This window comes from Streptomyces sp. NPDC048182, from assembly GCF_043202555.1.
Classification (GTDB): Bacteria; Actinomycetota; Actinomycetes; order Streptomycetales; family Streptomycetaceae; genus Streptomyces.
Genome location: NZ_JBIDAQ010000004.1, coordinates 52,030 through 65,170, shown reverse-complemented (window position 1 = coordinate 65,170; position 13,141 = coordinate 52,030). Strand labels below are relative to the sequence as shown.

The following is a 13,141-nucleotide window of genomic DNA, read 5'->3' as shown; positions in this document are numbered from 1 at the left end:
GGTTTCAGCCGCCGGCGCCGCGCTGCCGCAGCACCGAGCCGGTCCGCCCCTTGACGACCTCCAGCTGGGCGTGGACCCGGCGGCGCAGGTCGGCGACATGGCTGACGATGCCGACGCTGCGGTCCCGCTCGCGCAGCGAGTCGAGGACGTCGAGGACCTCGTCCAGGGTCTGGTCGTCGAGGCTGCCGAAGCCCTCGTCGATGAAGAGGGTGTCCAGGCGGACGCCGCCCGCCTCGTCGGTGACCACGTCGGCGAGGCCGAGCGCGAGGGCGAGGGAGGCGAAGAACGTCTCGCCGCCGGAGAGCGTGGACGTGTCCCGCTCCCGCCCGGTCCAGGCGTCCACCACGTGCAGGCCGAGCCCGCTGCGTCCGCGCCCGGTGCGGTCGTCGGAGTGGACGAGGGTGTAGCGCCCGGCGGACATCCGGGCAAGCCGCGCGGTCGCGGCGGCGGCGACCTGTTCGAGGCGGGCGGCGAGCACGTACGACTCCAGGCGCATCCGGCGCTCGTTGTCCGCCGAGGTGCCCGCGGCGAGGGCGGCGAGCCGGGCGACCCGGTCGTGCTCGGCGCGCAGCGGGGCGATCCTGCGGGCGGCGGCCGTGGCGCCGGCGGACAGCCGGGCCAGGTCGGCGCGGGTGCGGGCGGCGGCGTCCCGGGCGGAGGCGGCCGTGCGCAGCCGCCGCCCCACCTCGTCGGCGGCCCGCTGGGCGCCCGCGAGGTCGGCGGCCGGCTGCCGGGCGGCCTCGGCGGTGTCGGCCTCGGCGAGCACCGTGCGCACGGCGACGTCCTCGGACTGCCAGGCGTCCAGGCGGCGTTGCAGCGCGCGGTGCGCGTCGTCGGTGAGGAGCGCGGCGGCGGCGTCGCGCGGGGTGTCGAAGCCGGCCCGGAAGGCGGCGTCGGCCAGCCGGGCGTCGGTGTCCTTCAGGCGCCGGGCGGTGTCCTCGGCGGCCCGGGCGGCGCCGGCGGCGTCGGTGAGCAGCGCGGCCCGGCGCTCCAGCTGGGCGGCGCGGGCGGCCACGCTGCCGGCGTCGCCGCGGGCCTCGGTCAGCTCGGTCTCCAGCGCGGCGGCCTCGCGGTCCAGGCGCTCCCGTTCGCCGACCCGGGAGGCGGCCCGCACGGCGGCCTGCTGCCGGGCGGCGGTGCGCCGCTCGTGCTCCTGGAGGGCCAGGCGCAGCTCCTCCTGCGCGGCGTGCAGCGCGGAGGCGGCGCCACGGGCCCGCGTGTGCTCCCGTTCGATCTCCTCGGCCTCGGCGGCCAACTGCCCGGCGGGCGCGTCGCCGGCCTCGGCCGTGGCGGCGGCGAGAGCCTCGCGCAGGGCGCCCGCGTGCCGCTCGGCCTCGGCGCGCAGTTCCTCGGCGTGCTGGTGGCCGGCGAAGGCCCGCTCCTCCGTGGCCCGGTCGACGTGCCCGGCGTCCCGGCGGGCGGGCGCGGGGTGTTCGGTGGCCCCGCAGACGGCACAGGGCTCGCCGGGAGCGAGGTGCGCGGCGAGTTCGGCGGCGATGCCGGTCAGCCGCTGCTCCTTGAGATCGAGCCAGTGGGCGCGGGCGTCGACGGCGCGCTGCGCGGCGGCCACGGCCTCCCGGCCCGCCTGTTCGGTCTCGGCGGCCAGCCGGTCGCGCTCGCGGGCCGACGCCAGCCGGTGCCGGGCCGACTCGCGGCGCTCGGCGAGCTGTTCGGCGCGGGCAGCGGCCTGCTGCGCGCTGTCGATACGGTCCTGGACGGCGGCGCGGGCGCTCTCCCAGCCGGCCAGCCAGGTCTCCGCCTCGTGCAGCACCTCGCCGTCGGCGCGCTCCTGGCGGCCGAGGGCGTCGCGCTCGCCGGCGAGGCCGGTGAGGCGCTCCTCGGCGCGCCGGGCCGACTCCAGGCGGCCCAGCTCCTCGGCGCTGCGGCGGGCGGCGGCGGCGAGCCCGGCGGCGCCGGCGTCCGCGAGGCCGGCCGGCAGCGGGGCCCGGGCCGCCCGCTCGGCGGCGGCCGCCTGCCGGTGCTCGGCGTCGGCGGCCTCCCGCAGGTCGAGTGCGGGCGCCACCGCCTCGGCCTTGCGGGCGCGCGCCATGCGCCGCTCGTCGTCCTGATGCTCCCCGGCGCGCTCGGCCAGCAGCTCCGCCCGCCGGCGGGCCTCGGCCGAGCGGCGCTGCAACCGGTCCCGCTCGCGGGTGCCGGCCAGCTCGCGGTCGGCGGCCTCCTGCGCGGCCTCGGCGGCGGAGAGCCGCTGCTCGGCGAGGTCCAGGTGCTCGACGGCGGTACTGCGGGCCACGGCGGCGGCGGCCAGCACGGCCTCGGCGAGGCCCGGTTCGCCCGGCGCCCGGTCCGGCAGCTCCATGGCGCCGCCGGCCGCCTGCTGCATGCGGTGGGCGTCGGCGAGCAGCGCGGTGTCGCCCTCGCGGACCCGCGTCTCGCCGGCCCGCCGCAGCTCGGCCAGGTGCTTCTCGGCGTCGGCGAAGCGCCGGGTGTCGAAGAGCCGGCCGAGCAGCTTGCCGCGCGCCTCGGCGTCGGCCCGCAGGAAGCGTGCGAAGTCGCCCTGGGGCAGCAGCACGACCTGGCAGAACTGCTCGCGGCTCATGCCGAGCAGCTGGGTGACCTCCTCGCCGACCTCCTGGTGGGAGCGGCTGAGGTCGCGCCAGGCCGCGCGTCCGGCGTCGTACTCGCGCAGCCAGGTCTGGGCCTTGTCGACGGTGGTGCCGGTGCCGCGCCGCTTGGGGCGTTCCCAGGGCGGCTGCCGGGTGACCTCCAGGCGGCGTCCCGCGACGGTGAGTTCCAGGCGCACCTCGGTGCGGGTGCCGGGCTCGGCGTGGTCGCTGCGCAGGGCCGTGCCCTGGCCGCTCTGCCGGGCGCCCGGCACCGATCCGTACAGCGCGTAGCAGACGGCGTCCAGGACGGAGGTCTTGCCGGCGCCGGTCGGGCCGTGCAGCAGGAAGAGCCCGGCGGCGGACAGCTCGTCGAAGTCGACGCGCTGGGTGGTGCCGAAGGGCCCGAAGGCGGTGACGTCCAGGCGGTGCAGCCTCACCGGGCCACCCCCCTTGCCGTCTCCTCGCCGCGCAGCCTCACCGGGCCACCTCCCGTACCGTCTCCTCGGCGCGCACCGCGTCGAACGCGTCCCGCAGCACGGCCCGTTCGGCGCCGTCGGGACCGGTCCCGCGCACGTGCGCCACGAAGTCCTCGGCGATCTCCTGGTCGCTGCGGCCGGCCAGCCGCCGGGCGTAGGAGAGGGCGGCGTCGTCCTCGGTGCGCCCGGGGTCGAAGAGCAGGCTCAGGGTGTGCGGGAAGCGGGCGGCGAGCCGGGCCATCGGGTCGGCGGGCCGCACCGGGTCGGTGAGCGTCGCCTCGACCCACGCCTCCTCGTGCCGGACCAGCTCCGGATCGGCGAGCAGCTCCTCCAGGGTGCCGCGGATCCTGGCCAGCGGGCGCGGCACCGGGCAGTCGAGGCGTTCGGCGGTGACCGACCCGTCGGCGCCGAGGTCGACCAGCCACATGCTCTTGCGGTGCGCGGCCTCCGAGAAGGAGTACGGCAGCGGAGAGCCGGAGTAGCGGACGCGGTCGGTCAGCATCTGGCAGCCGTGCAGGTGGCCGAGGGCCACGTAGTCGACGCCGTCGAAGACGCCGGCCGGCACGGCGGCGACGCCGCCGACGGTGATGTCCCGTTCACTGTCGCTGGGTTCGCCGCCGGTGACGAAGGCGTGCGCGAGGACGACGGAGCGGGTGCCGGGCGGGCGTCCGGCGAGGTCGGCCCTGACCCGGTCCATGGCGGCGCCGAGCACCGCCTCGTGGCCGGGCCGGTCCACGCCGAACTCGGCCTTGACGAGGGCGGGTTCGAGGTAGGGCAGCCCATAGAAGGCGACCGGTCCGTGGGCGTCGTCGAGGAGTACCGGCTCGCCGCAGCCGGCCGGGTCGGTGCGCAGGTGGACGCCGGCCCGGCCGATCAGCCCGGCGCCCACGCCGAGGCGGCGGGCCGAGTCGTGGTTGCCGGAGATCATCACCGTGGGCACGCCGAGCGCGGCCAGCCGGTGCAGGGCGTCGTCGAACAGCTCGACGGCGGCCAGCGGCGGCACCGCGCGGTCGTAGACGTCGCCAGCGACGACCACCGCGTCCACGGCGTGCTCGCGCACGGTGGCCACGAGGTGGCCGACGAAGTCGCGCTGGGCGCCGAGCATGCCGACCCGGTGGAAGGACCGGCCCAGGTGCCAGTCGGAGGTGTGCAGCAGCCTCACGTTCCCTCCCCGACCCGCATCCGTACCTCTTCCGCCTCCGGTGCCCCGGTGGACCCGCCGGACCTCAGTGTGCCATCCGGCCCCGGCCGGCGAGGCACCAAGGGCCGCACCCGGTGACCGGGGACCTCACCCGGTGCCGTGCACCGTGGTCAGGTCGGCGAGGCCGGAGATGTCCAGGACCGGGGCGAGCAGCGGCGTGGCGATGAGTTCGATGCGGTCGGTGTGGCTGAACAGCACGCTCAGGCCGGCGCTGTCCAGGTACTCCACCGCCGTGAGGTCGATCACCAGGGGCCCGGCGGTGGCCTCGATGGCGGTGGCCAGGTCCTCGGTGTTGCTCATGTCGATCTCTCCCACCACGGTGAGCAGGTGGGCCCCGTCGGACCGTCGACCGGGGGTGAGGGTGAGCGGCGTGGTCATCAGGCGATCCTCGTGTGCATGTCGACGGTGGTCCCGGCGGCGCCGGAGGTGATGGTGACGTGCTGCATCAGGGCGCGCATCAGGGCCACGCCGCGACCACGGTGGGGGTTGAGTTCGGGCTGGGGCGTCTTCCAGCACCCGGTGTCCACGACGACGAGGCGCAGGTCGTCCACGAGTGCCTCGGCGCGCAGCCTGACCATGTCGCCGGGGGCGTCGCGGTGGCCGTGCTCGATGGCGTTGGCACACGCCTCGCCGGCCGCGACCAGGATGTTCTGCACGGTGCGCGGCGACAGTTCGCACTGGTCGAGCCAGCTGCGCAGCGCCTTGCGGACCGGCGCGAGCTGCGAGGACTCGGCCGGGAACGCCATGTCGAGCGGCGCCGGGTGCCGGTAGAGCAGCAGGGCGACGTCGTCGTCGTAGCCGCCGCTGGGCGCGAGACGGGCCATGACCTGGTTGGCCAGGTCGTCGACGGCGACGTTGCGGCCTTCCTGGACGGCCTCGCTGGCCTGGTCTATGCCGTCGGTCAGCGGGCGGCGGCGGCGCTCCACGAGACCGTCGGTGTAGAGCAGCAGCGTGGCGCGGGCCGGCACGGTGCAGGTGCCCTCGGGGCGGCTGCGCCCCGGCCGCACCGCCAGCGGCACCGAGCGCCCCTGGTCGAGCAGGACGGTGGCACCGTCGGGGTGGGTGAGGATACCGGGCGGGTGGCCGGCGCTGGAGTAGGTGAGGTGGCCGGTCTCGGGGTCGAGGACGCCGCAGAAGACGGTGGTGCACACCGCGCCGGGGATGCCGGCGGCGAAGTGGTCAAGGGCCATCAGGGTCTGCGCGGGGCTGGAGTCCTGGAGCAGCAGCGCGCGGCAGGCGCTGCGCAGTTGCCCCATGACGGTGGCGGCCTCCAGGCCGCGCCCGACGCAGTCGCCGACGACGATGCCGATCCGGCCGTCCGGCAGCCGCACCGTGTCGTACCAGTCGCCGCCGACCTCCAGCGGCCGGGTTGCGGGCTCGTAGCGCACGGCGAAGCCCTCGGGCAGGTGGGAGGGGCCGAGGATGGCGCGCTGGAGGGCGATGGCCGTCTCGCGCTGCTGGTCGATCTGGTGGGCGCGGGCCAGGCCCTGGGCGAGCTGGCCGGCGAGCAGCGAGAGCAGGAGCTGGTCCTCGGCGGTGAAGGGCCGCTGCCCGCCGAGGTCGATCCACAGGGCCATGGTGCCCTGCGGGTGGCTCACGGCGATGCCCGCGCCGCCGGTGTCCTCGATGGGGGCCAGCGTGGATTCGGCGAGCCAGCCGGCGAGGGCGGCGCGGCGCTCGGCGGGCAGGTCCTGCCAGCCGAGGCCGGGCTCGGTCGAGGTGAGGGTGGGGTGCGGGCGGCCGTCGGCGACGGCGGCGACCACCCGCTCGGCCCGCCAGAGGTCCTTGAGTTCGGCCAGCGAGCCCTCCAGGGCCTCGCCGAGGCTGGTCGCCTGGGTCAGCCGCATGCCGAGGGCGGCCTGCGCGCTCTTGCGCTGGACGACGTAGTGCTCGGCGGTGACGTCGCGGAAGGTGCCGACGGTGACGCGGCGTCCGCTGTCGGGGTCGTGGGCCTGGTTGAAGCTGGCCGTGACCCACAGCCGGTGCCCGTCGCGGTGGGTGACGGGGATGGTGTACGAGCCCTTGGGGCTGCCCATGAGCTGGGCGAAGGCGTCGGCGACCTGCCGGTGGCCCTCGGGGTCGGCGACCTCGTCGGGCCACCAGGGGTGGACCGGCCGGTAGGGCAGGTCCTCGGGGCCGAAGCCGAGGATGTCGGTGAAGGCGGTGTTGATCTCGACGACGGCGCCGTCCTCGTCGCAGACGAAGAACGCCTCCTGGAGGGAGTCGACCAGCGCGGTGCGCCAGCGCGCCTGGTGGTTGCGCACTCGGGCCAGCTCGACGTTGGCCCGCACCCGGGCGAGGAGTTCGGCCGCGGCGAAGGGCTTGACGAGGTAGTCGTCGGCGCCGGCCTGGAGGCCCTCGATGGACGCCTCCTGCCCGGCCCGGGCGGACAGCAGCAGCACCGGCACGGAGGCGGTGCGCGGGTCGGTGCGCAGGGCGGCGACCAGGCCGAGACCGTCCAGACCCGGCATCATCACGTCGCTGATCACGAGGTCGGGGGTGTCGGCGCGCACGGCGCCGAGGGCGCTGAGGCCGTCCACCACCGTGTCGACCCGGTAGCCGGCGGCGCGCAGGATGCGGGAGAGGTAGTCCCGCATGTCGGCGTTGTCGTCGGCGACGAGCACCCGGGCCGTGACACCGGGACCCGTGGTGAGCCCGGCCGCCTCGGTGCCGGCGTCGCCCACCGGCTCGGCCGGCGCGTCCGGCAGCCAGCGCAGGGCCTCCTGGAGGTAGGGGTCGGCCGCCGCCGAGACCCCGCCGCCCTCCTCGGGCACGAGGGCGTCCTCGGGCAGGTGGGCGCTGCCGAAGGGCAGCCGGACGGTGAACCGGGTGCCCTCGCCCTCGGTGCTGTCGGCGGTGATGGTGCCGGCGTGCAGGCCGACCAGCTCCTTCACCAGGGCGAGACCGATGCCGCTGCCCTCGTTTGACCGGGAGCGGGCGTTCTCGATGCGGTGGAAGCGCTCGAACAGGCGGGGCATCTCCTCGGCGGGCACCCCGATGCCGGTGTCGGCGATCCGCACCACGGCGTGGCCGTCCTCCGCGTCGACCGAGACGCCCACCGAGCCGTCGAAGGTGAACTTCAGGGCGTTGCTGAGCAGGTTGAGGACCACCTTCTCCCACATGCCGCGGTCGAGGTACACCCGCTCGGGCAGCGGCGGACAGGAGAGGTCGAAACGCAGGCCGGCCTTGTCGACGGCGGAGCGGAAGACGCTGGCCAGTTCGGCGGTGACGGCGGCGAGGTCGACCGGCTCGTAGCGGGCCTGCATGCGGCCGGCCTCGATCCGGGAGAAGTCCAGGAGCGAGTTGACCAGCTTGCCGAGGCGCAGCCCGTTGCGGTGGACGGCCTCCAGTTCCTCGGTGACCTCGGGTCCCGCGTCCGCGAGGCGGGCACGCAGTTCCTCCACCGGGCCCAGGATCAGCGTCAGCGGGGTGCGGAACTCGTGGCTGATGTTGGAGAAGAAGGCGGTCTTGGCGCGGTCCAGCTCGGCCAGTTCCTCGGCGCGCCGCTGCTGTGCCTCGTAGCTGCGGGCGCTGTCGAGACCGGCCGCGAGGTGGCCGGCGACCAGCTCGACGAAACCGCGGTAGCCCTCGTCCAGGAGGCGGTACCGGTTCAGTCCGGCGACCAGGAAGCCGTACGGCGCGGCGCCCTGGCGGAGCAGCGGGACCAGCAGGGCCTCGGTGGGCGGCAGCGGCCAGTCCCCGGCGGGCAGCCCGGCGAAGGGCGTCCCGTCCAGCGGGAGCAGCACGGTCTCGCCGGCCGCGAGTGCCTCGGCGGGCCAGGCGAGGCCCGGGCCGTCGGGGGCACCGGTGCCGTCGGGGACACCGGTGCCGTCGGCCGGCAGCAGGGCCGGGGCGGCGGGATGGCCGGCGGGCACGCCACTGGTACCGGCCAGGGCCGCCGAGCCGTCGGGCCGGAACAGGTAGGTGAGGGTGGCGGGCAGGTCGCGCAGGTTGCGGCCGAGCTGGACGCCGGCGAAGGCCCGCACCTCCTGCTCGGTGCGCACCACGCTGGGATCGGAGCCCAGGTCGCGCAGGGTGCCCATGCGCCGCTCGCCGATGACGCGTTCGGTGTCCTCGCTGACCACGCAGAGCATGCCGACCACGGAGCCGTCGTCGTCGCGCAGCGGGCTGTAGGAGAAGGTGTGGTAGCTCTCCTCCACGTAGTCGTTGCGCTCCAGGAAGAGCAGCAGGCCCTCGTCCCAGGTGGCATCGCCGGTGGTCATCACCCGGTCGATGCGGTCGCTGATGTCGTCCCAGATCTCCGCCCACACCTCGCTGGCCGGACGGCCGAGCGCCCAGGGGTACTTGGTGCCGAGGGTGTCGCGCCGGTAGGCGGCGTTGCAGAAGAAGGTCAGCTCCGGGCCCCAGGCCATCCACATGGAGAACCGCGAGGACAGCAGGATGCTGACGGCGGTCCTGAGGCTCTGCGGCCACTGCTCGGGCGGCCCCAGCGGGGTCGCCGCCCAGTCCACCAGCGCCAGGTCCCGGCCGATCTCCGGGTCGGCGTCGAACACGCCGGTCCCGGCCGCCGGCTGGTGTTCGGCGTCTTCCGCACGCGTCACTGGTCACCCTCTCGCTCACGCCCACCGGTGCTGACGACTTCGTAGGATAAGCCCGCTGATCGCGGCAACGATCCCGATGACGGGGTGAGGTCCCGGCATCGAGGGAAACAGGGGTAAAGGTGACGACGACTCGCGTGCGCGTGCCCCGCGCACAGGCGCCAGGGGAAGGGGAGCGGGCGCGGCTGGCCGCCGTGCGCCGCTACCGCGTCCTGGACACCCCGCCCGACGGCGCGTTCGACCGGATCGCGGCCCTTGCGGCCCGCATCTTCGACGTGCCGATGGCCACGGTGGCGATCGTGGACAGCGACCGCGTGTGGTTCAAGGCCGCCCACGGCCTCGCCGAGGACGTGACGGAGATCACCCGCGAGCCGGGGCTGAGCGCCTCGGCCATCCTGCACCGCGAGCCCTACGTGGTGCGCGACACCGGCCGCGACGCCCGGACCGCCGGCCATCCGCTGGTACGGGGCGAGGCGGGCGTCCGGTTCTACGCCGCCGCCCCCATCGTCACGGCCGCCGGCGAACGGCTGGGCACCGTGGACGTCCTGGACACCCGGCCGCGCCGGCCCACCGAGGGCCAGCTGGAGTCGCTGCGCGAGCTGGCCGCGCTGGTGATGGACGAGCTGGAGCTGCGGCTCTCGGCGATCCGCACGGTCGCCGCCGAGCGCGACAGGCGGGCCGAGGCCGAGCACCTGGCCCGCACGCTCCAGCGCACCCTGCTCCCGCCGGCGCTGCCGGAGGTACCCGGCCTGGACACCGCGGCGGCCTACCACACGGCGTCCGCGCAGGAGGTCGGCGGCGACTTCTACGACCTGTTCCCGCTGGACGACGGCCGCTGGGCCTTCTTCCTTGGCGACGTGTGCGGGAAGGGCGCGTCCGCCGCCGCGTACACCTCGCTGACCCGCTACACGCTGCGCGCCGCCGCGATCTACGACCCCGATCCCTGCGCGGTCCTGCGCAATCTGGACAGTGTCCTCAAGCGCGAGCACCAGGGCGACCTTCCCCGGTACTGCACCGCGGTCTTCGGGTTGCTGACGCCGCTGCCCGACGGTTCCTGCACCCTGACCCTGGCGGGCGGCGGCCACCCCTCGGCGCTCGTCGTGCGCGCCGACGGGAGGGTGAGGGCCGTCTCCACGGCCGGCGGGCAGCTCATCGGCATCCTGCCCGCGCCCCGGTTCGTGCAGACCACCACGCGGCTGGCGCCCGGGGACAGCCTGCTCCTCTACACCGACGGGCTGACCGAGGCCCGGCTGCCCGGCGGCGCCATGCTCGGGGAGGACGGGCTGACCCGGCACCTCTCCGCCGCGGGCGTCCACAGCGCGGCGGAGCTGCTCGGCTCCGTCGAGACGCTGCTGCACCACCTGGGCGAGGGTGTCGGCGACGACACCGCGCTGCTCGCCCTGTCCGTCCCCGCACACCCCGAGATCCGCACCCAGGAGCACCGGTGACCGACCACGACCACCTGCTGACCGTCACCCCGCGCCGCCCCTCCCCCGGCCCCCTCGTCCTGGAGGTCGCCGGCGAACTGGACCACCACACCGCGCGTCTGCTCGGCAGGGCGGTGGACGAGGCCCCGTTCGACGAGCACGGCGTGGTCCTCGACCTGTCCGGGCTGGCCTACTGCGACTCCACCGGCATCACCGTGCTCATCACCGCCTACCAGCGCGCCCAGGCGGCCGGTTCCCGGCTCAGCCTGGCCGGGGTGACGCCGGACCAGATGCGCGTCTTCCAAGTGGTCGGCCTCGACCAGGTCTTCACCTTCCATGCGACAGCCGAGGAGGCCGTCGCCGCACTGCGGGCATGAGCGATCCGCGGGCAGCGGATAGTGTGTGCGCTACACAGTTCCCCGGGGAGAGATCCTCCCGGGGAAGGGGCAGGGAGGCCGGGGTGATCGCTCACGCGGGTGCCGAGCGCCGAGTCCAGGACATGGGCCACCACGACCACTTGTGTCTTGCGTACGGCGACGACGCCGAGCAACGCCGCGTCGTGGCCGCCTACTTGACCGAGGGCCTGCGGCGCGGGGAGCGCGTGATGTACTTCGCCGACACCAGCGCCCCGGCGGAGGTGCTCGGCTGGCTGGCCGGCTCCGGGACGGACCCGGGTCCGGCGCTGGCCACCGGGCAGCTCGCGGTGACCACGGCGGACGAGAGCTACCTCGCCGCGGGCTCCTTCGACCCCGATGCCATGGTGGCCGGCCTGTGGCAGGAGGTCGAGGCGTCCCTGGCCGCCGGGTACACCGGCTTCCGGGTGAGCGGCGAGATGGGCTGGGCGCTGCGCGACGTCCCCGGTGCGGAGCGGCTCGCCGAGTACGAGACGAAGGTCAACGCGGTGTTCGCCGGCGGTCCGGCGTCGGCGATCTGCCAGTACGACACCCGCCGGTTCTCCGCCGAGCAGCTGGCCGCCTTCCACGGCTGCCACCCGGGCGAGGTGGAGCCCGAGCCGCTGTACGCCGACGGCACGCTGCGGCTGGTGCCGTCCTTCCGGGGCGGCCGGCGCACGCTGCGGGTGGTGGGCAGCGTCGACTACCGCACCTGCGACGCCCTGGCCGCGGCGCTGGAGACGGCCCTGCACTGGCCGGGCGACGTCCGTGTGGACATGTCCGGGCTGGAGTTCATCGACCTGGGCGGGGTGCGGGTGCTGGCCCACGCCGCCGCCCGGCTGGAGGCCGGCCGGCGGCTGCGGGTCGGGGAGCTGGCCCCGCTGCTGTGCCAGGTGATCGGCATGGTCGGCTTCGCCGACGTCCCCGCCCTGGTGGTCACGGCGCGGGGGGCCGGCGCGTGAGCACCGCGAGCACCGCTCCCGCGCCGTGCGGCGCCGGGGGGCTGACCCACCGGGGCCTGGTCTACGGCAGCGACGCGGAGTTCCTCGCCACGACCGCCCCGTTCCTCCGCGAGGGCGTGGAGCGGGGCGAGGCGGTGCTGTCCGTGAACACGGCGGCCAACACCGAACTGCTCCGCCAGGCACTGGGAGGCACCGCGCGGGAGGTGGAGTTCCTCTTCGCCGAGGAGTTCTACGAGTCGCCGGGCAACACCCTGGGCGCCTACCGCCGATACGTCGACGAGCACACCCGGCCCGGGCGCCACACGCGGATACGGGTCGTCGGCGAGCCGGTGTGGCGCGGCCTGGACGCGCTGGAGACCGCCGAGTGGACGCGCTACGAGGCCGCGGTCAACCTGACCTTCGCCGCCTGCCCGGCCTCGATCATCTGCCCGTACGACACCCGGGTACTGCCCGAGGGCGTGGTGGCCGACGCGCGGCGCACCCATCCGCAGCTGGCCGTGGGCGCTTCGGCGCGGCCGAGTGCCGGTTACACGGCACCCACCGAGGACGGCGGCTGGCGGCGGGCGCCGATGCCCGTGGCCGCCGAGGGAGAGGACGTCAGCATGCGCTTCGGGGCCGATCTCACGGCGGTGCGCCAGGAGGTCGCGAAGGCGGCGGCGGGGCTCGGCCTGTCACCGGAGCGCGCGGAGCGCCTGGTGTTCGCGGTCAACGAGGTGGCCACCAACGCCGTGCAGCACGGTTCGGGAGCGGGGCACCTCTCGCTGCGCCGCTCCGGGCGCCGGGTGGTGTGCGACGTCACCAGCCGCGGTGGCGACGAGGCGCACTGGTACCTGGGCTATCTGCCGCCGGATCCGGGGCAGCCACGCGGACACGGCATGTGGGTGGTGCGCCAGCTGTGCGACCTCCTGGAGGTGCACACCGATCGGGGCCGCACCACGGTGCGTCTGCACATCGGACTCGGCTGAGCACCGGCCCGGCCGGGACCGGGAGCCGGCCGGGGGTCAGCTGAGTGCGGGCTGCCCCGCGGCGCCGTGGCCGTGGGTGGTACCGGGCGCCGGGGCGGCGGTGGGCAGTGTGATGCGCGCGGTGACGCGCTTGCCGTGCGGCTCGGGCCGGATGTCTACGCTCTCGCTGAGCGCCGCGACGATCTCCAGGCCGTGCTGGCCGACCCGCTCGGGGTCGGCGGGCCGGGGGGCCGGCAGCGTCGGGTCGCCGTCGCGGACCGTGACCGACAGCGCGCCGCGCTCGACGGCCAGGCACAGCTCTATGGGCCCGGCCCCGTACTTCACGGCGTTAGTGACCAGCTCGCTGACCACCAGCTGCGTCGCCTCCACCACCCGGGCGGGCAGCGGGGCCGCGCCGTCACCGTACTCGGTGACGAGGTACTGGACGGCGAAGTGCCGCGCCTCCGCCAGCCGGAAGGCGTTCCGCTGGAAGGTCACGCGGACCTCCCGCGCAACGCCGTCGGCCGGCGGCCCGTCATCGGCCGGCTCCGTCCGGGACTGCGGCTCGCCCGGTCCGACCTCACCTGTTCCGTACAACCGTCGTGGGACTCCCCGT

General features: G+C 75.6%; 9 protein-coding genes. 4 read left to right on the top strand and 5 right to left on the bottom strand.

The annotated features are described in order from the left end of the window. Positions 1-4: 4 nt before the first annotated feature. The 4 genes from ACGFZL_RS09130 to ACGFZL_RS09115 all read right to left on the bottom strand — a co-directional run bounded on the left by ACGFZL_RS09130 (position 5) and on the right by ACGFZL_RS09115 (position 8,803). Entirely contained in the window at positions 5-3,001 is a 2,997-nt protein-coding gene (locus ACGFZL_RS09130; RefSeq protein WP_393690257.1) for an AAA family ATPase, read from the bottom strand. Between the two features lie 37 nt (positions 3,002-3,038). Beyond that, entirely contained in the window at positions 3,039-4,202 is a 1,164-nt protein-coding gene (locus tag ACGFZL_RS09125) for an exonuclease SbcCD subunit D (protein ID WP_393690256.1), read from the bottom strand. A 126-nt stretch (positions 4,203-4,328) separates the two neighbouring features. Further along, complete coding sequence (locus tag ACGFZL_RS09120) at positions 4,329-4,619, bottom strand: STAS domain-containing protein (protein WP_355175810.1); 291 nt, start codon at positions 4,617-4,619, stop codon at positions 4,329-4,331. Continuing rightward, on the bottom strand, positions 4,619-8,803 hold the full coding sequence (locus tag ACGFZL_RS09115) for a SpoIIE family protein phosphatase (protein ID WP_393690255.1): 4,185 nt from the start codon (positions 8,801-8,803) through the stop codon (positions 4,619-4,621). The genes ACGFZL_RS09120 and ACGFZL_RS09115 overlap by 1 nt, the downstream gene beginning before the upstream one ends. Positions 8,804-8,922: 119 nt before the next feature. Between ACGFZL_RS09115 and ACGFZL_RS09110 the strand changes: the two genes are divergently transcribed. From ACGFZL_RS09110 to ACGFZL_RS09095, 4 genes are all read left to right on the top strand, one after another. Further along, positions 8,923-10,248 carry a PP2C family protein-serine/threonine phosphatase gene (locus ACGFZL_RS09110; protein ID WP_393690254.1) on the top strand — a complete coding sequence of 442 codons (1,326 nt, stop codon included), beginning with the start codon at positions 8,923-8,925 and terminating at the stop codon, positions 10,246-10,248. Continuing rightward, a complete protein-coding gene (locus ACGFZL_RS09105; RefSeq protein WP_355175821.1) occupies positions 10,245-10,604 on the top strand; it encodes an STAS domain-containing protein in 360 nt (119 codons plus the stop codon). Before ACGFZL_RS09110 ends, ACGFZL_RS09105 begins: the two co-directional genes overlap by 4 nt. 83 nt (positions 10,605-10,687) lie before the next feature. Next, positions 10,688-11,581, top strand: coding sequence for an MEDS domain-containing protein (locus ACGFZL_RS09100; RefSeq protein WP_393690253.1), 894 nt, complete (start codon positions 10,688-10,690; stop codon positions 11,579-11,581). Beyond that, complete coding sequence (locus tag ACGFZL_RS09095) at positions 11,578-12,546, top strand: anti-sigma factor RsbA family regulatory protein (RefSeq protein WP_393690252.1); 969 nt, start codon at positions 11,578-11,580, stop codon at positions 12,544-12,546. Before ACGFZL_RS09100 ends, ACGFZL_RS09095 begins: the two co-directional genes overlap by 4 nt. 36 nt (positions 12,547-12,582) lie before the next feature. Here the strand turns inward: ACGFZL_RS09095 and ACGFZL_RS09090 are convergent, their stop codons facing one another. Continuing rightward, a complete protein-coding gene (locus ACGFZL_RS09090) occupies positions 12,583-13,023 on the bottom strand; it encodes an ATP-binding protein (RefSeq protein WP_355175816.1) in 441 nt (146 codons plus the stop codon). Between the last annotated feature and the right edge of the window lie 118 nt (positions 13,024-13,141).

Coding starts and splice junctions, on each gene's coding strand:
- ACGFZL_RS09120 (WP_355175810.1), bottom strand. CDS start 4,619: ATGACCACGCCGCTCACCCTCACCCCCGGTCGACGGTCCGACGGGGCC.